Source organism: Duganella fentianensis (assembly GCF_009857835.1).
GTDB classification, from domain to species: Bacteria; Pseudomonadota; Gammaproteobacteria; order Burkholderiales; family Burkholderiaceae_D; genus Rugamonas; species Rugamonas fentianensis.
In genome coordinates this window covers 560318-584715 of record NZ_WWCL01000003.1, presented here as the reverse complement: position 1 = coordinate 584715, position 24398 = coordinate 560318, and the positions used below count along the sequence as shown (strand labels likewise).

Genomic DNA, 24398 nt, shown 5'->3' with positions numbered 1-24398 from the left:
TGGGATCAGTCGTAATGCTTCAAGCGTGTATCAGTAAGGCGTCACCAAAGAAGGCGCCCAGATCGAGCAGCTGCAGCACTTCCACCACGGGCTGGCTATGCTGCACCAGCCGCAGTTCGCGCTGCTCGGCCTGCGCGGTCTGCTTGGCCAGCATCAGCACCTGCAGGCCGGCCGTATCGAGTTCCGTCACGCCGGCCAGATTGAGCTCCAGCACGGGGCTGGCGCGCAGCGCCGCCAGCACCTGCTGCTTGACTTCGGCCGCGTGGTAGATGGTCAGCTCTCCCTCTAGGGCCAGATGGCCTACGTCATCCTGCGCGCTGGGTGTCGCGGACATGGCAGCCACCCCGCCTCAGGGCAGAACCAGTTTGGCCACGGCACCCAGCAGCACTTCCGGCTTGAAGGGCTTCACCACCCAGGCCTTGGCACCCGCTGCTTTACCCTCTTCCTTCTTGCTCTCCTGCGATTCCGTGGTCAGCATGATCACCGGCGTGAAGCGGTAGCTGGGCAGCGCCTTGAACTCGCGCACAAACGTAATTCCGTCCATATTCGGCATATTCACATCGCACACCACCAGATGGATTTTCTGGCCCGTGCACTTGGACAGCGCATCGGCGCCATCGCGTCCTTCGATCACGTCATAGCCTGCGCCTTTGAGGGCGATGCCTACCACCTGCCGCAGCGAGGCGGAATCGTCCACCACCATAATTGTCTTTGCCATAGTCTTTCTACTCCGGTTACGAATCAGAAGAAGGTGATTTCATCGGCGGCAGCAGCGGCCGGGGCGGCGCGGCTGGAGCCGCCATGCACGGCGTGTTCTTCCGCCATGGCATAGGTTTTCTGTAGTTCGCGCAGCAGCGGCTGGGCATCCATGGGCTCCAGTATCTGCGCCGAGTGGTAACGGTCGCTATGCTCGCGCAGCAGGGCCGGCAGGCGGGCGATATTTTCCTGTACGTGGGCCAGCACCTGGCTGACGCGGTCCTGGAACTGCAGCTGCACCAGCGCCTCGCCCACTTCGCCCTGTATGCCCACGCTTTCCTGCTTGAGCTGTTCGGACGAAGCCACCAGCGCATCGGTCATGCTGCGAAAATCGTGCAGCACGCTCTCTATCATGGCTTCGGCCGATTGCATGGAACTGTTTTCCTGTGCTGCCGTGCGGTCGGCCGCTTCACTGGCGGCGAGTATGGCGCTGCTGATCAGGCCCACGCGATTGGCGATGTTCTTGCCCGTCTCGGCCGAGCGGCTGGACAGGTGGCGCACTTCCTGCGCCACCACGGCGAAACCGCGCCCGGCCGGACCGGCGCGCGCCGCTTCGATGGCGGCATTCAGCGCCAGCAGATTGGTCTGGGCCGCGATGCTGGCCACGCCTTCGGCCATGTCGCGCAGTTCGCGCGTGAAGCGTTCCAGATCTTTGATCTGCGACAGCATGGCCTGTTTCGATTCGAAGGCTGATTTCATCGAGCCCACCACGGAACCCAGCTGGGTTTCGCTGCGGCTGAAAATCTCCGTCATGCCCTGGCCGTCGCGCGCACTGTCGTGGCTGGAAACGTGTACCGCCGTATCGAGCCGGTCGACGATGTTGGAGAAGCGCGTGGCCAGATCGGACACGGCTTCCTCCATCTGGCTGCGGGAATTTTCGATGTGCCGGCACCAGACCGGCAGCACGGCATCACCGAACTGCTCGCGCGATTGCAAATACTGCTCGAGACTGGCAGAGGCACCACCGGCACCCGCCTGCTGGCGCAGCACGCTCCACACGGCTAGCGCCATCAGTATGGCGCCCCACAATACGGTGTACCAGCCCCAGCGGGACCAGCCCGCCACGATGGTCCCGACGGCGCCGGCGCCGGCCAGTCCCAGCGGGACCACAACTCTGCTATCGAAACCCGTATTCGTGCTCATTACTCGCGTCCCCGAGGTTGGCTACAGCTTCTTGTTACAGCGTGTTTTTTTGCGATACCTGTTGCACGAATGTATCCCAGAAACTATTTCCGCGCCACAAAGTCACTGGCAAAACAATGGCGACTGGCAGTTAAACAACAGCGTGCAAACCATGACTGAAATGCAATATTATGTAGTCGGAGTACAGCGCTCGCCGCGGGGAAAATAGCTTGTTGCAAGTTTGCAACCATTTTTGACAAGCCAGCCCGATTTAACTTCATTTAGGGGTGTTTTACCTATGAAAATACGGTGTTTTGCTGGCGTTCAACTAGTTTAAATCTGAAGTATCTCTCTAATTTTAATTCCGAAATACAATGGAAATTGCGCTACAGACCGTAAAAAAGGTTTACACTTTCGGCTCCCATGATAGGCCGCTTTGCGCGCCGGAATAAAACGACATCAAAATGAGCCAGGCATTCATCGACCACCGCGCGAAATACCGTGACATCACGTCCCAGCGTTATAAAGTTACACCCGCTATGTATGATGAGGTTACGGCTTTGCTGGCGCCGCTGGCCTCGCCCGTCAGTTTCCGCAAAGGCGAATTCCTGCAGCGCATAGGCACCATCGCCCAGAATCTGTACTGGCTGCACAGCGGCGTGGCGCGTACCGGCTTCATTACGGAAGCAGGCGCCGAAGTCACCCTGCACTTCGTCACCGATGGCGAACCGGCTGCTTCGCATGACGATCTGCTGCGCGCGCGCGATGGTCTGCCGGCCCAGCATTTCGTAGTGGCCGAAACGGCAGTGCATGGTTTCAAGCTGGACTGGGCTGCCTACACGGCCATGCGCGAAACCAATAGCATGCTGCGCGACTACTACCTGAAAGTCTCCGAGTGCAGCATCATGGAACAGGCCCGCCGTATGTGCATCAACGCTTCGCCGGCACAGGGCCGGCTGGCGGCCTTCCGGCGCGAGTATCCGGGGCTGGAACAGCGCATTTCGCAGAAAGTCGTGGCGTCCTTCCTCGGCATTACGCCGCAATACATGTCACAGCTGCTGCGCAGCGACAGCATCGACAAATAAGCCGCCCGGCACACCACCCGCAGGCAGAAAACGCACGGGGCAGGCGACGATTTCACAAGAAATCGTGGCCTGCCCCGTGGCTATTCGTGGCTATTGAGCGACAGATATGCTGCGCTTAGGCTTTCATGCCCTTGATCTTGTTCTTGTCATCGACGAACACGACCTTCGGTTTGTAATCCTTGGCCTGCTCTTCCGTCATCGGCGCATAGGTGCAGATGATCAGCAGGTCGCCCAGCTGGGCACGACGTGCGGCCGCACCATTGAGCGAAATTTCGCCCGTGCCGCGCAGGCCCGGAATCGCATAGGTGGAGAAACGTTCACCATTGTTGACGTTGTAGAGTTCGATCTTCTCGTTCACCCAGATATCGGCCGCTTCCAGCAGATCCTGATCGATACCGCAGGAACCTTCGTAGTGCAGATCGGCCTGGGTCACCGTCACGCGGTGCAGCTTGGAGCGCAGCATAACTCGTTGCATAGACATCTTCTTCATCCTTCATTTAATAAACTGACAAGCTTTACATCGTCTACGGCTGCGCCGGACAACGTGAGGCCGACATCCTACCATTAGCCGCGCTTCGCCGCCCGCTTTGGCTCAGCTTTGTTGCTGGCCCGGGACCTATGCATGTTCCTATTGCTAGCCTATAACAGGCTAATTGCGTCTAATTTGGCCTCTACTGGCCTGCTCGCCGTGGCTGCAGGCGCGCCCGCAGGCGCCCTGACGGGCAGTTTTACACCCGAAACGGGCAGTTTGTGGCATATTGCTAACTAGCAAAAAAATATTCAGAAAAGCCACAATGCGACTCACCCGACTATTCACCCTGATCAGCGCCATCCTGGCGCTGCTCGTGTGTGGCGTACAGGGCCGTTCGCTGTGGGCTGAATGGCGCCAGTATCAGGCTGCCGAGCAGGGCTTGCAGGCGCTGCAGCTGGTGAGCGCCTCCATGCGGGTGGCGGAGAAGCTCTCGGTCGAACGTGGCCCCAGCAATGCCGTCATGGGCGATGGTCATCCTGCGGCCCCCGCCAAGCAGGAGCGCCTGCGTACTGCCCGCAACGATACCAATGCCGTCCTGCGCCAGCTGCAGCAGCAACTCAGCCACGGCAACACCGTGCCAGCCCACCAGCTGGCCGGGCTGGAACTGGCCTTGCGCGAAGCGCGCCGCAATGTCGACCAGCTGGCGGCCCAGCCTCCTTCCAGCCGCACGCCGGCCCAGCTTGATGCAGCGGTCGAACGCATGTATGCGCTGGTGCCGCTGGCCCTCGACGCCGTCACCGAGGCCACGCGCGCTTCCGAACAAGCCTATCCGCGCATTACACGGGTACTGGTGAAAGCGCGGCTGGCAGTGGAACTGCGCGAATACGCTGGCCGGCTGGGGTCCACCCTGACCGCGCCGCTGGCTACTGCCCAGGCCCTCGGCAGCGCACAGCAGCAACGCCTGCAATTCCTGCGCGGCCGGCTGGAACAGCTACGCCAGCTGATCAAGATGGCGAATAACGACGCCGATCAGGCAGTGCACATCCAGGCGGCCGTGGCGCGCATGGATAGCGACTATTTCGAAGCAGGCCAGCGCATCATCAGCGAAGTGGAACAGGCCAGCAGCAATGGCCCACGCGACAGCATGGCGCGCCACTACAGCATGGACACGGCGCAGTTTGCCCAGCGCTATGTGCCCACCATGACGCCGATACTGGCAGTGCGCGATGCCCTGCTGCAGGAAGCCGAGCATCAGGCGCAGGCCGAGTTTGCACGGGCGCGCCACGAACTAAGCTGGGCCATGCTGAACGGTGCCGCCATTCTGCTGGTACTGGTGACCCTGCTGGTAATCGTGCGGGTGCGCGTGGTCGCGCCTCTGCTGCGCGCTACCCGTGCCGTGGTCCGCCTCGGCAACGGCGACTACACCCCGCCCTCGCGCATCAGCCGGCGCCGCGATGAAATTGGTGACATGCTGCGTGCGCTGGCCACCCTGCGCGAAAACAGCATGGAACGCCAGCGGCTGGAACAGGAGCGGGCGCGCCTGATCGAGGAACTCAAAATCCGCGCCGACACCGATTACCTGACCGGCATCCTGAACCGGCGCGCCTTTGCAACGGCCGGCAATCTGCGCCTGCGCGGTGCGCGCGAAAAAGATGAATCGCTGGCCGTGATCCTGTTCGACATCGACCATTTCAAATCCGTCAACGATTGCTACGGCCACGATGCCGGTGATCAGGTGCTGATCCGCATCGCCGAAGTGGTGCGCTCCACCCTGCGCGATGGCGAGATCCTGGCACGCTACGGCGGCGAGGAATTTGTCGTCATGCCTAGCTTCTGCGGACTCGAAGCAGCCCGTGCACTGGCCGAACGGCTGCGCGTGGCGATCGAGCAGGAGCCGCTCACGCTCAGCGACGGCTATATCCTGCGCGTGACTGCCAGCTTCGGCGTGGCCGTGGCCCATGGCCCCCACGCCGCGCTGGATGACCTGTTCCACTCGGCCGATCTGGCCCTGTACCGCGCCAAGAGCCAGGGCCGCAACCGCGTCGAAGCCCAGCTCTGATTTACCTGGCCTTGGGCGCTGCCACGGGCGTAAAACTCAGATCGCGGAAATCGAAGCTGAAATCCGTCTCCGTCGAGACGGGCGCCATCTTCATGCGTTCGATGCTGGCATCCGGATTGAGCGCAAAGCTGACGTAGGCATCGGCATTGAAGTTGCGCTCTTTCCAGCGCACGATGAAGGTGTCGTGCTGGAAGTGTTCCAGTTCGCCCTCCAGATCGGGCGTGCGGCTAAAGCGCATGACCTGCTTGCGGCCTTCGCGCCGGATACTGACCTTGCCATACCACGCATCCTCGTACTCGCCCTCGTAGGCTGCCAGCGGCAGCGATGGGGTGGACTTGGCCGCGCGTGCAGCGCTCTCCTTGCCCTGACGTTCCAGCTCCTCCTTGTGGGCCGCCGCTTCCTGTTCCGCATACAGGGTAATCCAGTCGCTGGCCGGTACGTTCAGATACTGGTCCAGTATGCGCCAGTACAGCGCCGCCATGGCCGGGCTGTTTTCCGCATTGGTCAGTATGGCGATGCCGAGTTTTTCTTCCGGCACCATCAGCACGGTCGAATAAAAGCCCTGCAGCGCGCCGCCATGCATGGCGATCTTGCGGCCCCGGTAATCGCGCAGGCTGAAGCCCAGTCCATAGCCGGCAAAGTTAGGCTTGGTGGCGGCCAGCGGCGGCTTGGGCGTGCGGATGCGCATAGGCGTCTGCTCGGTCCACAGTTCGCCGATCTGTTTGCTGCTGATGATCTGGCTGCCGTCTTCCAGCTTGCCCTCGTTGAGCAGCATATTCATCCAGCGGGCGATATCACTGGCACTGGTATTGATGCCGACTGCGCCGATGGCATTCTCCACCTGCATGGGTTTGACCACGCTGATCTTGTCGTTGATCTTGCTATGTGGCGCAGAGTAGTTGCTGCCCGCGCGCATGGCATCCACGCTGGTGGTGGTTTCCTGCATGGCCAGCGGGGTGAGGATGCGCTCGCGCACGACCGCGCCCCACGGCTTGCCCGCCTTTTGCGCGATGATTTTTCCGGCCACAATGTAAAGCAGATTGTCGTAGGCGTAGTTGTTGCGGAAGCTGGTGGCCGGCTTCACGTAACGCAGGCGGGCGATGATTTCATCCGTGCTGAAACTGGTGGTGGGCCACCACAGCAGATCGCCCGCACCCAGTCCCAGACCGCTGCGGTGAGTCAGCAGATCGCGCACCGTCATCACGCCCGTCACATAGGAATCGTACATCTGGAAATCCGGCAGATGCCTGGTCACCGGATCATCCCATGCCAGCTTGCCATCATCGACCAGCTGCGCCAGCGCGGCGGCCGTAAAGGCTTTCGAGTTGGAGGCGATTTCAAACAGCGTGTGGCCGTCCACGGGCGTGGCTACTCCCAGCTTGCGCACGCCATAGCCATTGGCTGCCACCACCTTGCCATCCTTGACGATGGCCACCGCCATGCCCGGCACATCGAAAGTCTTCAGCACGCGCTGCACATCCGCCTCGAGGTCGAAGGCCGGCACCGGTGCCGGCGCAGCCTGCTGCAAAGGAGGAGGTGCGACCGCCACCGGCGAGGTAGCCAGCGCGTTCGTGCTCAGTGCCAGCAGCACCAGCGTGGCGCCCAGAGTAGGAGTAAATTTCAGCATCATGGTTTCTTGAATTGTTTATCGACCGAGCTTTGCGTCACAGGATGATAGTGCTGGCGCGCCTGCGCGTACAGGGTTTTGGCCCATGCGCGTTCGGCCGGATTGTTCAGCAGCGCCGTGTACAGCGGCACCACGAACTTCTGCCGTCCTACGCTGAGCAGGAAGGCCTGCAGCGGTGCGCGCACGTTGTAGCCGGCCTTGATCGACGACAGGTAGAAACGGTAGGCGATTTCATTGTTGCCGCTCTTCGCCAGCCCGAAGCGCTGGTCCAGTTCCTGCAGCTGGCTGGCCGTGGCCTTGCCATCGATATCGTTCAGGAAGTGCATCCATTCGAGCGCAATCCAGCCCTGTGCCGGCAGGTCGGCGGTGGCCAGTGTGCCCTGCAGCCATGCGCTGCGCTGGGTATCGAGCGCGGCCAGCCGTGGCGAGGCCTCATGCCGTGCACTGGCCGGTATGCCGGCGCCATACAGCCACTCGTCCAGCTCCGCTGCGCTCATCACTTCAGGATGGGACGCCAGCAGATGGGTCTTGAGGTAGCTGACAAAGTCCTCCGTGCGCACCGACTGGAAGGCATGCTGGTCAAACCAGCCGCGCAGGAAGGCATCGAACACGCTGCGTCCGGCGCGCTGTTCCAGCGTGCGCAGCAGCCATGCACCTTTGGGATAGACCAGTTCCGTATCCGTGTAGGTGGCCGCAGCCGTATCGGCATCGCGCGTCACCAGCGCCTGTTTGGCGGGCGGGATCGCGGCCAGCGAGGCCATGGCTTCTTCCTGCTCCACCTGCAGATTCATCTGCGCCACTTCTTCGCCGTACAACTTTTCCACTACGCGCGTGGTGACGTAATTGGTAAAGCCTTCGTTCAGCCAGAAGTGCTTCCACGTCGCGTTGGTCACCAGATTGCCGGACCACGAGTGGGCCAGTTCATGGGCGATCAGGTCGACCAGACTACGGTCGCCTGCGATCATGGTGGGGGTGACAAAAGTCAGGCGCGGGTTCTCCATGCCGCCTATGGGGAAGGATGGCGGCAGCACCAGCATGTCGTAACGCTCCCAGCGATACGGGCCATACAGCTCTTCGGCTGCGCTGATCATCTTTTCCGTATCGGCCAGTTCATAGGCCGCCGCGTCGATACGGGCCGGTTCTGCATACACAGCCGAACGGGGGCCCAGATTGCGCACTTCGATTTCGCCGATGGCGATCGCCAGCAGGTAGGAAGGGATAGGCTGCGCCATACTGAACTTCCAGCCGCCCACGCCATGCGACTGCTGGTCGTTGGCCGCGCTCATCACCACGCGCAGGCCTTCCGGCGCAGCGATGCGGGCGCTGTAGGTAAAGCGCACGGCCGGCGTATCCTGCAGCGGCACCCACGAACGGGCATTGATCGATTCGGACTGGCTGAACATGAAGGGGCGCTTGCCGGACATGGTCTGCTGCGGCGACATCCATTGCAGTGCCGTGGCCGAAGGCGCCGTGCGGTAATAGATGCGCACTTTCTGCGGCTGGAACGGCACGGCGATGCGCAGCGCGCGGCCTTTTTCCGCATCGGGCTTATCCAGCATATAGGAGGCGGCCTGCCAGCGGCCGGACGGATGCAGCAGCTGCACGCGGGCGATATTCAGTTCGCTGGTATCGAGCACCAGCGAACTGGCCGATTTATCGAGCCAGTTCAGGGTCAGCTCGGCGTAACCGGACAGGGTGTGGCGGGCAAAATCGGCTTTCAGGTCCAGATGCAGATCGCTGGTGCGCACCTGATCGTAGCGCGCATAACTGAGCGGATCGGCATGGGCCAGACGGAACATGGAAGCGGCGGCCAGCAGCAGCGCCGCAAGGGTTTTGTGGGTTTTCTTGAGTTGCATGGGGTTCATCCTAAGTGACCGGAGCGCGCAGCAGAATAGCACAGCCCCATGTTAAGATGCGCCCCACTCTACAAGCAGGAACATCATGGAAGCTTTCCTCATTTCCACCGGCATCGTCGCACTGGCCGAAATCGGTGACAAGACCCAGTTGCTGGCCTTCTGTCTGGCCGCCAAATTCCGCCGCCCGCTGCCCATCGTGGCGGCGATTTTTGTGGCCACGATCGCCAACCACGCGTTCGCGGCCGCCATAGGCAGCTGGATTACCAGCCTGCTGGGGCCCGATATCCTGCGCTGGGTGCTGGGCGTGTCCTTCATCGCCATGGCGGTATGGACGCTAATTCCGGACAAGATCGATGAAGAAGATATGCCGCTGGCGAAGTACGGCGTGTTCCTCACCACCCTGATCGCCTTCTTCGTCGCCGAGATGGGCGACAAGACGCAGGTGGCGACGGTAGCACTGGCTGCGCGCTATCACAGTCTGGTGGCGGTAGTGTGCGGCACCACCTTCGGCATGATGCTGGCCAATGTGCCAGCCGTGTACCTGGGCGATAAAATCGCCCACCGCGTTTCGCTGAAACTGGTGCACGGCATTGCGGCACTGGTATTCGCCCTGCTCGGCGTGGCTACGCTGATGGGCGCAGGCGCCACCCTAGGCGCCTGATACGGGCAAGGGTGGCAAGGACGGCAAGGCTGGAACGTACAGGTCCACCGTATGCGTGACCGGCTGGTCCTCCAGCGTGATCTGCAGCCCCGCCAGCCTTTCCCCATCCAGCACCAGCAGCCAGTCGTCAGACTGGCTGCGCTGCACGCGGATCACATAGCGCGCCGCGCCATAGCAGTAGCTCAGTTCGAAATGCTCCCATGCGGGCGGCATGCGCGGCGACAGTTCCAGCAGTTGGCCCGTGCGCCGCACTCCCAGCAGCGACTCCACCAGCAGGCGGTACATCCAGCCGGATGATCCCGTGTACCAGCTCCAGCCGCCGCGTCCCACGTGAGGTGGCACCGCATACACGTCCGCCGTAATCACATACGGTTCGACCCGGTAGCGCTGCATGGCCTCGGGCGTGGCCGTATGCCGCAACGGATTGATCATGCGCGCCAGCTCCCACGCCAGCGCCGTTTCGCCCAGCCGGGCAAAAGCCATGGCCGTCCAGATGGCGGCATGGGTATACTGGCCGCCATTTTCACGCACGCCCGGCACATAGCCGCGGATATAGCCGGGATTGGGACCGGCCTTGTCGAATGGCGGCTGCAGCAGCTGGATGATGCCATCTTCGCGCCGCACCAGCCGCTGGTTCACCTGCGTCATGGCGGTGCGCACCCGCGCGCCATCGGCCGCACCGGACAGCACGCCCCAGCTCTGCGAAATCGAATCGATCTGGCATTCCTCGTTGAGGTGAGAGCCCAGCGGCGTGCCATCGTCGAAATAGGCGCGCCGGTACCACTCGCCATCCCAGCCATGCTGCTCGACGGCGGCAGCCAGCGCACGCGCATGGGTGCGGCACTCGGCGGCAAAGATGGCATCCTGCCGCTGCTCGGCCACTTCGGCAAAACGCTGCAGCACTTCGCACTGGAAGAAGGCCAGCCAGATACTCTCGCCGCGGCCCTGCTCGCCCACCTTGTCCATGCCGTCGTTCCAGTCGCAGGAGCCGATCAGGGGCAGGTCGTGCGCGCCCAGCCGCCAGCCATTGCGGATGGCGCGCTGACAGTGCTCGTACAGCGTGCCCTGCTGCGCCGAGCGCAGTGGCAAATCGTAATAGGAGTCTTCTTCCGGCTTGACAGCGCGCCCTTCCAGATAGGGCTGCAGCTCATCCAGCACGGCCAGATCACCCGTGGCCTGCACATAGCGCGCTGCCGCCAGCGGTAGCCACAGGTAGTCGTCCGAACAGTGGGTGCGCACACCGCGGTCGGACGGCGGATGCCACCAGTGCTGCACATCGCCTTCGAGGAACTGGTGGGCAGCGCACAGCAGCAGCTGTTCGCGCAGCAGTGCAGGACGGGTGTGGATGGTGGCCATGGCATCCTGCAGCTGGTCGCGGAAGCCGAAGGCACCACCGGACTGGTAATAGCCGCTGCGCGCCCACATGCGGCAGGCGATGGTCTGGTACATCAGCCAGCCATTGACCAGCACATCGAGCTCCGGCTCCGGCGTGCGGATATGCACGGCGCCCAGCGTGGCCTGCCAGTAGGCCTGTACGGCGGCCAGCGCTTCGTATGCCGCTTCGGCACTGCGGTGCTTCTGCACCAGCGTGCTGGCATCGGCATTGCGCCGCCCCGCCACGCCGAGCACGAACACCACTTCGCGCTCCTGCCCCGGCAGCAGTTCGATCGGCACCATCAGGGCAGCGCAGGCATCGAGACCGGCGCCCGTCCGGCCGGACAGGCGCAAGCGGCGCAGCGCGGCCGGTGCCGCCAGCGTGCCGTTGCGGCCTATGAATTCGCTACGGTCGGCCGTGTGGCTGCGCAGCGCCGCATCGCAGTTGAAGAAGGCTACCCGCCCCGTGAACTCGGTGTTGTAGGGATTGCGCGCGAACAGCGCGCCACTGGGGCCATCCACTTCCGTCAGCAGATGCATGCCGGACTTGGCACGCATATCGCCGAGCACCCATTCCACATAGGCGGCCAGCGACAGCCGGCGGCTGCCGGCCGAGAGGTTTTTCACTTTCAGCAGCGTGTAGCGGATAGGCGCATCGATGGCCACGAAAGTGGTCAGCGTGCTGGCGATACCGGCCGTGCTGTGTTCAAAGCTGCTGTAGCCGAAGCCGTGGCGCGTCACGTAGCGCCCTGCTGCCGGTGCCGGCAGCGGCGTGGGCGACCAGAACTGGCCGGTCTGCTCGTCGCGGATGTAGAAGGCTTCGCCGCTACTGTCGCTGACAGGATCGTTATGCCACGGCGTGAGGCGGAACTCGTGGGCATTTTCGTGCCAGCTATAGGCCTGCCCGCTTTCCGAGATCACGCTGCCGAACTGCGGATTGGCCAGCACATTCGACCATGGCGCCGGGGTGCGCTCGCCAGCGCCGGAAACGATCACGTATTCGCGGCCGTCGGCGCTGAAGCCGCCCATGCCGTTGGCCAGCAGCAGGCCTTGCGGCAGCGCGGTTTCTTCAGAGGCCGGCAGCGCCTCGGCATAGGCCGTACTGCCTTCCGGCTGCAGCAGCGGCATGCGCAGCGGTGCTGGCATGGAGCGTTTGATCTGCTCGGCCAGCGTGCCGCGCTGATCGCTCAGGATGGCGCGCGCCACCGACTGCAGCAGGATGCGGTCTTCGTTGGCGATCTGGTCCACCAGCCGCACGAAGATGCCGCCGGGCCGGTCTATGGCCTGCGCATCGATGCCGGAAGCGATCAGGCCCATGATCTGGTCGTGCAGCAGCTGACGGTAGCCGCTCTGGTCCTCGTACCAGATCACCAGATCCACCACCAGCCCTTTCAGACGCCAGTATGCATGCGCCTGCACCATCTGGCGCGCCAGTTCGATATTTGCCGGGTCGCGGATCTGCAGCAGCACGATGGGCAGATCGCCCGAAATCGCATATGCCCACAGGCCGGACTGGCCGCGCTGGTTGCGCATCAGGATGGCCGCATCGGCGCGCAGCGAAGCATGGGGATAGATCACGGCATTGGCCAGCCGCGCATACAGCTGCGCATCGGCTTCGCTGGCATTGAGCTGGCGCAGCACCACCTGGCTATGGGTCCACGCCAGTTCGAACACGCGGTCGGCCAGATGGCGGTCCTGATACTTGTCGATCAGGTGCAGCGCCGCTTCGCGCTGTTCGCACATGCCGGTGACGATATCGACGATCACGGTCTGGTCGGGCTGCAGGGTAATGGTCTGGCGTATCGCCACCACGGGATCGAGCACCGAGCCTTCGGCGCCGCCCAGCGTACTGCCTTCCGCCATGGCGGCCGGATCGAGCGCGCTGCGGCCACGGCCGAGGAAGCGCGAACGGTCCGTCTCGAAGGAGACGGCGCTGACCACGCCATCATGCACCATCATGGCGTGCAGCAGCCACGGTGTCGCATCGTGCGGGCCGCGCGGGCGGCGCGTGCACAGGATGGCATTCTCGCCATGCAGGATTTCGCTCTGCACGAACAGCTTGCTGAAAGCCGGATGGGCAGCATCGGCGGCGGCCGGTGCCAGCGCCACTTCCGCATAGCTGGTGATTTCCAGCGTGCGCACCTGCTCCGACTGGTTGGTGATACGGCTGCGGCGCAGTTCGATATCGTCTTCCGGTGACACCACGATTTCCGTGTACAGATCGATACCGCGGTCGCTGCGGCGGAACTCGGCCCGCCCTTCCGAGAAGATCACTTCGTAGCGACGCGGTTCTACCAGCGTGGGCTGATAGGTGGTGGACCAGTAGCGCCCATCATCGAGGTCGCGCACATAGCAGAAATTGCCCCAGTGGTCGCGCGTGCTGTCTTCGCGCCAGCGCGTCACCGCCATATCCTTCCAGCGGCTATAGCTGCCGCCTGCATTGGTCACCATCACGTGATAGCGCCCGTTCGACAGCAGCTGGGTTTCCGGCACGGCCGTACTGGGCTGGCCCAGTATGCGCATCGGCATACTCTGCTCGACGACATTGCTGCGTAGCGCTGCCTGCTCGGTGGTGTTGGAATAGAACGCGCCCAGCTGCGGGCTGCGTTCCTGCAGTACCAGCAGGGTCGATTGCAGCAGCGGGTCGGATTCGAAACGGCGCTGCATGGGGCGCTGGTGCAGCAGGTAGGCCAGCGCAAGCAGGCCCATGCCCTGATGGTGCACCATGAAGGAACGGATCACGGCCGCCGTCTGCCCGCGCGGCAGGCGCGCTGCCGTGAAATCCACCGCTTCGTAGAAACCGTAGCGGCCCAGATAACCCAGCGCAGCCATTTTCTGCAGATTGCTGCACGCTGCCTCCGGCTGCACCATCAGCCCCAGCATGCTGGCATACGGCGCCACCACCAGATCATCGCCCAGCCCCCGCTTGAGGCCCAGCCCCGGCACGCCGAAGGCGCGGTACTGGTAATTCAGGCTGGCATCAACCATGTTGTAGCCCGATTCCGAAATCCCCCACGGGACGTTGCGGCGCCGGCCATACTCGATCTGGGCGGCGATCACGGCGCGGTAAGTCTGGTCCAGCAGCGTATCGGGATAGCTGGGCATGACCAGCAGCGGCATCAGGTATTCGAACATCGAGCCGCTCCACGACAGCAGCACGGGCTGGCCGGCCACGATGCATAGCTGGCGGCCCAGTGCAAACCAGTGCTCCTGCGGCAGCTGGCCCTGGGCAATGGCGACGAAGCTGGCCAGCCGCACTTCCGAAGCCAGCAGGTCGTAATAGCTGCTATCGAGCCGGCGTTCGCTGACGTTGTAGCCTATCGCCAGCAGATGGGTGGTGCTGTTGTACAGGAAGCCGTATTCCATCCGCGCGAAAGCGGCGCAGCGCTGCGACAGCCCTTCCAGCGCATGGATGCGCTGCTGCGCGGCCTGCGCGGCTTCTGCGCATAGCAGCGCCAGTTGCAGCTGGCGTTCGCGTTCGGCCGGGGCCAGCGCGCTTTGCTGCACACCGTTCACGCTGTCGTGCAGCGCGGCCAGTTCGCGCAAGCTGGGGATGCGCAGCAGCGCGCTATCGGGCAGAGCTTCGGGCGGCAGCACCAGCCACGGCATCAGCAGCGCCAGTTCCGCCAGCGCCGCGCGGCATTGCTGCAGCAGGGCCGTATGCCACAGCAGGGTTTCGCCATGCAGCGCCGCCTGCGGGTCCAGCCCGCCCAGCAACTGCTGCAGGCGTAATAGCCAGTGGCGCAGCTGCGCGCCATCCGTGCCGTCAGGTGCTTCCTGCAGCACGATACCCAGTTCGCCCGCCATAGACCCGTACTGCTCGCGCCATGCCTGCTGCAGCAGCGTAGCCGTGGTCACCAGCCCTTCCACCTGCCGCGCGCCCAGCACGGGCTGTGCCGCCAGTCCGCTAAGCCCCGCCTGCAGCGTCAGCAGATGGCCGGCCAGATTGCCGCTATCCACGGTCGACACATACATGGGCAGCAGCGGCTGCAGGCTGCGGGTGTCGTACCAGTTGTAGAAATGGCCCTGATAGCGCTCCATGCGCTCCAGCGTGTTGAGCGTGTTGGCGGTACGTTCGATCAGCTGCCCCACGGTCAGATAGCCGAAATCGCTGGCACTGAGGTTGGCCAGCAGGGCCATGCCGATATTGGTGGGCGAAGTGCGATGGGCCACCACCTGCACGGGATGCTCCTGCATATTATCGGGCGGCAGCCAGTTATCTTCCGGCCCCACGAAGCGCTCGAAATAGGCCCAGGTGCGGCGCGCCAGTGTGCCCAGGAATAGCAGCTGCTCGGCCGACAGCGTGACGCTCTTGCGGGCGATGGGCTGGCTGATGCGGTTGGCCAGCGCCGGTGCCAGCAGCCAGAGCGGCACGAACAGCAAGGCCGGCCACAGGCTGGCCGGCTGCCACAGCAGGATAGCCAGCAGCGCCAGTCCGCCCAGTGCGGACGCGGGCCACATGCTGCGCCAGCTATTGCCGCTGGCCTGCGCCGCCAGCGTGGAAGCACGCCATTCAAGCAGGCGCTGATGCGAAACCAGCAGGCGCCAGTAGCTGCGCGCGATCGCGTCCAGACTGAACCACGCTTCATAGGGCAGGAACACCAGCATCAGCAAGGCATGGGCAAACTGCAGGCTGCTGCGCCGCAGGCTGGCCCGCACATGCTGGCGCCACAGCGTATCGCGCGGGCGCCGTGCCAGATCGTACAGGCCACCGAGCAGGGGCGTCACAAACAGCACGGCCAGCACGGCCGCAGTCCACAGCCACGGCCGTGGCAGCACCAGCCATGCCAGCAGCAATAGGCCCAGCAGGGCCGGCGCCGTCACGCTGCGGCGCAGATTGTCGAACAGCTTCCAGCGCGATAGCAGCGACAGGGGATTACGCTCGCGCTGGCGTTCCGGCAGCGGCACGCGGTGGCCCAGCCATGCGGCGATCTGCCAGTCGCCCCGTATCCAGCGCTGGCGCCGCTGCACATCGTCGCTATAGCGGGAAGGATAGGCTTCGTACAGCTGCACATCGCTGAGCAGGCCGGCGCGCAGATAGCAGCCTTCCAGCAGGTCGTGACTGAGGATGCGGTTTTCCGGCAGGCGGCCGTCCAGCACCTGACGGAATACGCCCACATCGTAGATGCCTTTGCCGATGAACGAGCCTTCGTAGAACACATCCTGATACACGTCCGACACGGTGCGCGTGTAGGGGTCGATACCGGGCTCGCCGCCGCACAGCTTTTCGTACAGCGAGGCCTGCTCGCCCGGCACGCTGACGGCGATGCGCGGCTGCAGGATGCCGTAGCCTTCCACCACGCGCTGCAGGCGCTGATCCACCCGTGGCTGATTCAGCGGGTGCAGCATGGTGGCGATCATCTGCTGCGCTGCTTCGCGCGGCAAGCGGGTATCGCTATCGAGCGTGATCACATAACGCACTTCGGCCAGCCGGCTGATATCGCCCTCCACCACGCTGAATGCCGCCGCGCCAGCCCCGCACAGCAGGCGGTTCAGGTCCTGCAGCTTGCCGCGCTTGCGCTCATAGCCCATCCAGACGCCTTCCTGCGCATTCCACAGGCGCGGCCGGTGCAGCAGCAGGAACGGTAGCGGCAGCTCGTCTTCCATGCGCGCCCCGTATTGCCGGTTGAGCAGGGCGATGCTGTGCTGCGCCTGTTCGATCAGGGCGGCATCGGCAGACAGGATGGCGCTGTCGGCATCCGTCAGATCCGTCAGCAGACAGAATTGCAGATGACGGTCGCGGTTGGCGAGGAAGTGCACTTCCAGCTGCTCGCACAGCTGCGCCACATTCTCGCTGCTGTACAGCAGCGCCGGCACCACCACCAGCGTGCGCGCATCGGCCGGCACGCCCTGCGGCAGTGCCATGCGCGGCAAGGGGTGGGGCTGGGTCAGTAGCGTGGCCAGCCAGTTGACCAGCGCCAGCGCCAGCTGGCCGCTGGCCAGCAGGGCCAGCACGGCGGTCAGCAGCAGCCACGGTAGTAACACGCCATGCGAGGCCGCCTGCCGCACCAGCCATGCCGTGGCCACCAGCGCCAGCGCGGCGATGGCGCCCAGATAGGTGGTCAGCGGTGCGCTGCGCGCCGTCTGCTGCAGTACTTCCAGCCACGGACGGCGCATGCGGCACTGGCGTTCCAGCTGGGCCACGCCCGCGCCTATCAGGTAGTAGCCGACATGGCCATAGCGCTCTTCACTGCCACGGGCTTGCGCCAGCTGCAGCGCGTGCTGCGCCACTTCGCCTTCCGTGTAGGCGCTGCGGCGGGCGATCTTTTCGATCGCATGGCGGTACAGGTCGCGCGTGGCGAAGGCCATCTGCGCATACACGCCGGCCGGGTCCTGACGCAGGGTCTGCTCCACCACGCTCATGGTTTCGACAAACTCCTGCCAGTCCATGGTGCCGAGGAAGCGCAGGCTGCCGATACTGTTGGCGATCGATACCTGTTCCGCTGCCTGCTGCTGGATTTCCGCCTGAATCTGCTGCTCTATGGTCTGCCCGGCTTCGGCCAGCCGGTGGGTAATCCACGACAGCGCCAGCGTCAGGGCCGGACTCTGGCCCTGCAGGCGGCGCGCCAGTTCGGCCACGAAGGCGCTGGTAATGGGCGGATTGGAACGGGCCATGTCGGCCACCAGCAATATCAGGCTGCTGGGATTGCTCTCGGCCACCTGTGTCATCTGGTCGGCCCAGTGGTTGGCCAGATCGCGCTGGCGCCGGTTATCGGCCACCCGCACGGCCACGCGGCGCAGGTTTTCGATCAGTGCCAGCCGCAGCATGATGGGGATGGCCCACAGCTCGCCCAGCTGCAGGCTGGCCACTTCCTGATACGCCGCCACGAAGCGGCACAGCGATTCGGGATCAACCCGGCCATCGCCATGGGCGATGATTTCCAGCGCGATGCGGTAGACGCGCGGGCAGGCCGGCAGGGCATCGCCGTCGAGGCGGGGCAGCTGGCGGCTGTAGTTGCGCGGCAGGTGGCGGCGGGCGATACGGATCTGCTCTTCGATCAGGTAGAAATTATCGAGCAGCCATTCGGAAGCGGGCGTGATCTGGCGCCCCTGCTTGACGGCGGCCGTCAGTTCGCCGCAGGTGGCATCGATCACGCTGGCGTTCTGCGCCAGCCGCACCAGCAAACGGTCGGCGCCGCCCTGCGTGCTGAGGCGATGGTGGCTGGCCAGCGTCTTGCCATGCACAGCCATCTGCACGGCGCTGAACAATTCTGCGCGCAAGGGAAGATCGGCAGTCTCGTCTTCGCGGGACACCGTGCGGGCAGCAATCAGTGGCAAAAACAGAGGGACAAACATAGGCACTCCCGCCTTCGCAAGGCTTTTGCAGAAAAATATGCATAGGCAGCTTACTCGGCGGGCGCGGGCACGACCGTGCGCAAGCGTACATATACGCTGGCATGGGAGCAAAAAAAAGGGCCGCTTGCGCGGCCCTCAAACGAAGAGAAAACTGTAATCCTGCAAGCTTCAGGCTGCTTGTGCCAGCGCCGCCAGTGCCAGCCCGCCCGTCAGGCTGTAGCTGTGCTGGTGGCCCAGACGGCGCATACACTGGGCAGCTTTCAGGCTGCGATTGCCGCTGCGGCAGATGAATATCAGCGTGCTATCGGCCGCTGCCAGCCAGTCGGCCGCATGTTCCGTCAGGCGGCTCAAAGGAACGCTCTGTACCTTGCCTGCCACCGCCAGCACGGTGGCGCTGGCCGCGTATTCGTAATCTTCGCGCACGTCGATCAGCAAGGCATCGGGATGGGCGCCCAGCAGCTGGTTCAGGCCCGCATGGTCAAGCTGCAGGCTGTCGCAGCAGACGGCAGCAGCGGCGGTAGCCCCTGCGCAGAACTGGTTCTGTTCATCGCGGCTAGGACATAGCAGCGTGGCCGCTCCCGTCAGCCCTTGCAGCGCCGGTACGCATGGCGTGCGGCTGAACGCAAAGCGCACGGCCGCTGCGGCCAGCTGGCCTTGCACCGTCTGTCCCAGCAGATAGTGGCGCTGCGCGCCCTCCACCACGCAGGCCAGCGTGCGCTCACCCAGCTTCAAGGCCGGAACGGACTGGCCGCCAGCCAGCGTCACGCTATCCGGCAAGGCCGGCCAGCCATAGGCATCGGCCGGCACGCGGCTCACCGCATGGCGGCCCAGTGCTTCGATCAGGGCACCGTTCTCCTGCCCTGCTGCCGTGTTCAGTATCGCCTGCACGCGGTAGTTCTGGCAGCGTACAAAAGCTTCGATGCGGGCCGTATGTTCGGGCAGCGGGTCGATCAGCACGCAGCTGCGGCTGGCGGCATCGAGCACCAGCCAGCTGCAGGCACCTTCTACGCCCATCTGCAGCAGGCCGTCATGGGCCGTGCCGTGGCGCTCGGACGGAATCAAACAGCCGGCCCGCAGTGCCGCGCCACAGCGGGCAATGCGGCGGCAGGCGTCGTCTATCATGGCAGCATCCGTCAGCGGGCCGAACGACATGCGGATGGCACCGGCGCTGCGCCACAGCGGCAGCTGCATGGCATCCAGCACATAGCTCGGTGCCGCCTTGGCCGCGGAGCAGGCACTGCCCGAGCTGACGCGCACTTGGGCTGCGTCGAACACGTCCATCAGTTCGCGGCTGGCCAGCCCCGGCACGGAGAAGTTCAGCGTGGTGGGCAGCGAGTTTTCAAACGGGTTGTTGAAGACGATGCCGGGCAAGGCCTCGCGCAACGCATCGGCCAGACGGGCGCGGTAGCCTTCCAGTTCGGCATGGGTGCGGAAGGTGTCGCCCCGTTCCAGCGCGGCCAGCACGGTACCCAGCGCGGCGATACCGGCCATGTTCTCCGTACCGGAGCGCTGCGCGCTTTCCTGCCCGCCGCCCACGATCAGCGGCGTGAATGGTGCACCGGCGCGCACGTACAACATGCCTATGCCCTTGGGCGCATACAGCTTGTGGCCGGAGAAAGGTGCGTAGTCGATACGGGTCGCGGCCAGATTCAGTGCCAGCTTGCCCAGCGCCTGTACGCAATCGACCATCCAGTAAGCTTTGCAGCCGGTCTGTTCCAGCACGCGCTGGATACCGGCGATATCGCTGATCACACCTGTTTCATTATTCGCCGCCATGGTGCACACCAGTGCCGCTTCCCCGGCGCAGGCGCGCAGTGCGCCCAGATCGTGCATACCTTGCGGGTTCACAGGCAGCTTGTGCAGCGTCAGATTCAGGCCCAGCAGACGGTTCCAGTGCGCCAGACTTTCCGGCACGGCCTTGTGTTCGGTGGCGCCATATACGAGCAGGCTGCCGATGGCCTCGCCCTGCTCGCGCCGTTCGCGCAGGGCCACCAGTGCCGACAGGACGGCCGTCTGTATGCCTTCGGTGGCACCGCTATTGAACATCAGCCGGCCTTCGCCCACGCCCAGCAGGCGGCGCGCGCACTGGCGGGCCTGATCGAGCAGCGCTTTGGCACTCAGGCCGGCGGCATGGCTGCTGCTAGGGTTGCCATAGCGCTGGCCCATGGCACAGGTGGCGGCGGCGATGGCGGCCGGCAGCACGGGAGAGGTGGCATTGCCGTCGAGGTAGATTTCGGTCGTCATGGGGGCACAGGAAAGCAGGCTAATCAATGCATATAGTTTAGTCAGAAGCGCGAAAATAGATGTACTAAAATACTCCGGCTACAGCTAACATATAGGACATTCATCCTATTTTTCAGGAAAATTCAGCATGAATCCACTTGACCGCTATGATTACGCTATCCTCTCCGCCCTGCAGGTGGACGGCACGCTGTCGGTGGCCCAGCTCAGCGAACGCATAGGCCTGTCCGCCACGCCGTGCTGGAAACGCATACGCCGGCTGGAAGAAGAAGGCTATCTGGAGAACCGCGTGGCCATCGTCAACCGGCGCAAAGTGGGCCTGCCCGTCACCGTGTTCGTCAGCGTACGCACCAGCCAGCACGACGATAAATGGCTGGCGCGCTTCGCCGCCGCCGTGATCGCGCTGCCGGAAGTGCAGGAGTTCCACCGCATGAGCGGCGATATCGATTACCTGCTCAAGGTGGTGACCAGCGATATCGAAGGCTATGACCGTTTTTACAAGAAACTCATCAAGGTGGCCCAGCTGAGCGGGGTCTCCTCGGCTTTCTCGATGGAGCAGATTAAGTTCACCACCGCCCTGCCGCTGGAACTGGTGGCGCACGGCTAGGAGCGGCAACAACCGCCCCGCACACAGCAGCCTGAGCTTGGAGTAAGATTTGCTCCATTTCAAATACTGGATTCAACATGCGCGCACTGCTGCAACGCTGGCTACCGGGCCCTGCCACCACCAATCTGAGTGAACAGCTGCGCAGCGCGGCAGGCATACTGCTGGGGCTGTTCATCGGCGCCCTGCTCTGTCAGCAGCTGCTGGCTGCCAGCCAGCTGCACATCAGCCTGATCGCCCCCATGGGCGCCACCGCCGTGCTGCTGTTTGCCCTGCCGGCCAGCCCGCTGGCCCAGCCATGGGCGGTGATCGGCGGCAATGTGGTCAGCGCACTAGTGGGCGTGGCCTGCGTGCACTGGCTGGGCAACAGCCTCAACCCCGCCCTGCTGGGCGCACTGGCGGCCGCGCTGGCTCTGGGCGCCATGTTTGCCCTGCGCTGCCTGCACCCGCCCGGCGGCGCGGTGGCGCTGATCACGGTGATCGGCGGTCCTGCCGTGCAGACGGCCGGCTACCAGTTCGCCATGCTTACCGTGCTGGCCAATTCGGCCATGATGGTGCTGCTGGCCATCCTCTACAACAACCTGACGGGGCGGCGCTATCCGCACACCCAGCAGGCCCATATCGCCAATCTGCACGCCACCAGGGATGAGGTGCCGACCGTGCGGCTGGGCTTCAAGCCGGACGATCTGGACGCCGTGCTGAAGCAATACAATCAGGTGCTCGATATCAGCCGCGATGATCTGCACGCCCTGTTCATGCAAACCGAGCAGCGCGCCTACCAGCGCCGCTTCGGCATGCTGACTTGCGGCGATATCATGTCGCGCGATATCGTCAGTGCGGAATTCGGTTCCTGTCTGGAAGATGCCTGGCGCGTGATGCGCGAACACCGGCTGGCCGCCCTGCCCGTGCTGAACCGTGCCGACCGCGTGATCGGCATTATCACGCTGGCCGACTTCCTTGAATACGGCGGCCTTAACGACATCCACGGCCTGAACCACCAGCTCAAAAAGTTCCTGCGCAAGAGCGGCATCACCCATACGGAAAAAGCGGAAGTAGTGGGCCAGATCATGTGCAAGCAGGCGACTACCGTGCACATCGATACGCCCATCGCCGATCTGGTGCCACTGATGGCCGACTCCGGCCTGCACCACATCCCCGTGATCGATCACGAGCAGCGTTTCGCCGGCATGGTGGCGCAGTCCGACCTGATCGCCGCGCTATATGAGCGGCGGCTGGCGGAAGCCGTGGCCTAGGCGGCAGACGGGCTTAGCGTGGCCGACTGGGCAGGCTAGCAACAAACCCTCGCGCCACCGGCGCGGATGGCTTATCCTAACCGGCGTTCCGCTTAACGCCCCACAAACAGGAGACCTATGAGCCCATTCCGCCCTACCCGCGCTGTACTGGCTGCCGCTGTTGCACTGGCGCTATCCGCGCCCTTAGCCTTAACTGCCTCGCCGAGCTACGCTGCCACCCAGCCTGCCGCTGCTGCTGCAGCGGATGCTGCCGTACCGGCCGCCAGTGACGGCGCCACCCAGCGCGCCCTGCTCAAGCTGGCCGACCAGTATTACGATGCCAACGCCCGCTACGAGCCGCTCAACGCCACCGAGAATGGCGACAGCCGTTTCGACGACCAGCTGGGCCTGAGCATTGCGCCGGCCCAGCGTGCGCGCCAGTTCAAACTGTACCGCCAGTTCAGCCAGCGCCTGCAGCAGATTCCGCGCGAGCGCCTGAACCATACCGACCGCGTCAGCTACGACATCCTCGCCTATGAGCTGCAAGGCCTGCTGGCCATGGAACCCTACCCCGAGCATTTGCTGCCCATCACCCAGATGGATAGCGTGCCGGTTACGCTGGCCAACTACGCGGGCGGCGAAGGCTCGCAGCCACTCACCACCGTCAAGCAATACGAAGCCTATCTGCACCGTATCAGCCAGCTGCCCGCATGGATAGATCAGGCCATCGCCAATATGCGCGTGGGCATGCGCAGCGGCGTCACCCAGCCGCAGGCGCTGATGGTGTCGGCCCTGCCCCAGTTCCAGCAACTGCTGAGCGACTCGGCTGAAAGCAATATCTTCTACACCCCGATCAAAAAGATGCCTGCCAGCTTCAGCGCGGCCGACCAGCAGCGCCTGACGGCCGCCTACCGCAAAGCCGTGGGCGAGCGCATCCTGCCCGCCCTGAAACGTCTGGCCACGTTTGTCGAGCAAGACTATCTGCCAGCCTGCCGCACCAGCACGGGTCTGAGCGCCTTGCCGAATGGTGCAGCGTGGTATCAGGCGCGCATCGCCAACGCCACGACCACCACGCTGAAGCCGGAAGAAATCCATGCAATCGGCCTGAAGGAAGTGGCACGCATACAGGCGCAGTTCGCCATCCTCGGCCCGCAACTGGGCTATGACGGTCCTGCGGCGGGCTTGCCGGTGTGGGTCGCAGCCCAGCCGAAGTTCTATCCGTTCAAAACGGAAGATGAAGTACAGGCCGTGTACCACAAGCTCAAAGACGTGCTCGATGCCAAGCTGCCGCAGATGTTCACGCTGCTGCCGAAAGCCCCGCTCGATCTGCGTCTGGAGCCGGAACTGAGCCGCGCCACGGCATCCGACCACTACACCCCGCCGGCAGGCGACGGGTCACGTCCGGGCGTGTTCTGGTCGGTGGTGAACGACCCGACCAAATACGGCAGCACGGGCATGACCACGCTGTTCCTGCACGAAGGCAAACCGGGCCACCACTTCCACATCGCGCTGAATCAGGAGTTGAATCTGCCGAAGTTCCGCAAATTCGGCGGCAACAATGCCTTCACGGAAGGCTGGGCCCTGTATGCCGAAACGCTGGGCAAGGAAATGGGCCTGTTCGAAGATCCGGCCCAGTACTTCGGCCACCTCAACGACGAACTGCTGCGCGCCACCCGTCTGGTGGTCGATACGGGCATGCACGCCAAAGGTTGGACGCGCGAGCAGAGCATCGCCTATATGCACGACACGCTGGGCTATGACGTCACGGCCAAGACGGAGACGGAGCGCTATATGGCCTGGCCGGCACAGGCACTGGGCTACAAGATCGGCTCGCTGAAGATTGTCGCGCTGCGCGAGCGCGCCGCCAAAGCACTGGGTAGCAAGTTCAGCCTGCCGGCCTTCCACGCCGTAGTGCTGGGCGATGGCACGCTGCCACTGGCCCTGCTCGAAGCCAAGGTCGACCGCTGGATCGCCAGCCAGCAGTAAAGCAACTAAGCAACTAAGCAGCAAACA

At 63.9% G+C, this 24398-nt stretch carries 14 protein-coding genes; 6 read left to right on the top strand and 8 right to left on the bottom strand.

All coding sequences use genetic code 11. The features are described from left to right. Positions 1-19: 19 nt before the first annotated feature. From GTP23_RS15690 to GTP23_RS15680, 3 genes are read right to left on the bottom strand one after another with little or no spacing between them, the layout of a single operon-like run. Positions 20-334: an STAS domain-containing protein gene (locus GTP23_RS15690; RefSeq protein ID WP_161036001.1), complete on the bottom strand. Its 315-nt coding sequence runs from the start codon at positions 332-334 to the stop codon at positions 20-22. Positions 335-349: 15 nt separating this feature from the next. Beyond that, positions 350-718 (bottom strand): response regulator, encoded by a 369-nt coding sequence (locus tag GTP23_RS15685; protein ID WP_155436683.1) that lies wholly within the window; start codon positions 716-718, stop codon positions 350-352. A 23-nt stretch (positions 719-741) separates the two neighbouring features. Then, positions 742-1899, bottom strand: a complete 1158-nt coding sequence (locus GTP23_RS15680) for a methyl-accepting chemotaxis protein (RefSeq protein ID WP_161036000.1) — start codon at positions 1897-1899, stop codon at positions 742-744. Positions 1900-2342: 443 nt separating this feature from the next. Between GTP23_RS15680 and GTP23_RS15675 the strand changes: the two genes are divergently transcribed. Next, positions 2343-2963: a Crp/Fnr family transcriptional regulator gene (locus GTP23_RS15675; RefSeq protein ID WP_229256117.1), complete on the top strand. Its 621-nt coding sequence runs from the start codon at positions 2343-2345 to the stop codon at positions 2961-2963. Between the two features lie 115 nt (positions 2964-3078). Here GTP23_RS15675 and panD read toward each other — a convergent pair whose 3' ends face one another. After that, positions 3079-3438 carry an aspartate 1-decarboxylase gene (panD, locus tag GTP23_RS15670; RefSeq protein WP_155436685.1) on the bottom strand — a complete coding sequence of 120 codons (360 nt, stop codon included), beginning with the start codon at positions 3436-3438 and terminating at the stop codon, positions 3079-3081. Between the two features lie 319 nt (positions 3439-3757). Between panD and GTP23_RS15665 the strand changes: the two genes are divergently transcribed. Then, the gene (locus GTP23_RS15665) at positions 3758-5494 is read left to right on the top strand and encodes a GGDEF domain-containing protein (RefSeq protein ID WP_161035999.1); all 1737 of its coding nucleotides are present in this window, start codon (positions 3758-3760) and stop codon (positions 5492-5494) included. A gap of 1 nt (position 5495) precedes the next feature. On the opposite strand, the gene GTP23_RS15660 is transcribed toward GTP23_RS15665, so the two are convergent. Beyond that, positions 5496-7121 (bottom strand): serine hydrolase, encoded by a 1626-nt coding sequence (locus GTP23_RS15660; RefSeq protein WP_161035998.1) that lies wholly within the window; start codon positions 7119-7121, stop codon positions 5496-5498. Then, a complete protein-coding gene (locus GTP23_RS15655) occupies positions 7121-8977 on the bottom strand; it encodes a M1 family metallopeptidase (protein WP_161035997.1) in 1857 nt (618 codons plus the stop codon). The genes GTP23_RS15660 and GTP23_RS15655 overlap by 1 nt, the downstream gene beginning before the upstream one ends. An 85-nt stretch (positions 8978-9062) precedes the next feature. On the opposite strand from GTP23_RS15655, the gene GTP23_RS15650 reads away from it, so the two are divergent. Then, positions 9063-9638, top strand: coding sequence for a TMEM165/GDT1 family protein (locus tag GTP23_RS15650; RefSeq protein ID WP_155436688.1), 576 nt, complete (start codon positions 9063-9065; stop codon positions 9636-9638). On the opposite strand, the gene GTP23_RS15645 is transcribed toward GTP23_RS15650, so the two are convergent. Both GTP23_RS15645 and GTP23_RS15640 read right to left on the bottom strand, forming a co-directional pair. Continuing rightward, positions 9627-18308: a GH36-type glycosyl hydrolase domain-containing protein gene (locus tag GTP23_RS15645; protein ID WP_161035996.1), complete on the bottom strand. Its 8682-nt coding sequence runs from the start codon at positions 18306-18308 to the stop codon at positions 9627-9629. The two genes, GTP23_RS15650 and GTP23_RS15645, sit on opposite strands and share 12 nt — an antisense overlap. 168 nt (positions 18309-18476) lie before the next feature. Continuing rightward, positions 18477-20552 (bottom strand): aminotransferase class V-fold PLP-dependent enzyme, encoded by a 2076-nt coding sequence (locus GTP23_RS15640; RefSeq protein ID WP_161035995.1) that lies wholly within the window; start codon positions 20550-20552, stop codon positions 18477-18479. Positions 20553-20679: 127 nt separating this feature from the next. Between GTP23_RS15640 and GTP23_RS15635 the strand changes: the two genes are divergently transcribed. The 3 genes from GTP23_RS15635 (at position 20680) to GTP23_RS15625 (ending at position 24371) form a co-directional block, all read left to right on the top strand. After that, positions 20680-21156, top strand: a complete 477-nt coding sequence (locus tag GTP23_RS15635; protein ID WP_155436691.1) for an Lrp/AsnC family transcriptional regulator — start codon at positions 20680-20682, stop codon at positions 21154-21156. Between the two features lie 77 nt (positions 21157-21233). Next, positions 21234-22406: an HPP family protein gene (locus GTP23_RS15630; protein WP_161035994.1), complete on the top strand. Its 1173-nt coding sequence runs from the start codon at positions 21234-21236 to the stop codon at positions 22404-22406. Positions 22407-22523: 117 nt separating this feature from the next. Next, positions 22524-24371: a DUF885 domain-containing protein gene (locus GTP23_RS15625; protein ID WP_161035993.1), complete on the top strand. Its 1848-nt coding sequence runs from the start codon at positions 22524-22526 to the stop codon at positions 24369-24371. Positions 24372-24398: the final 27 nt, after the last annotated feature.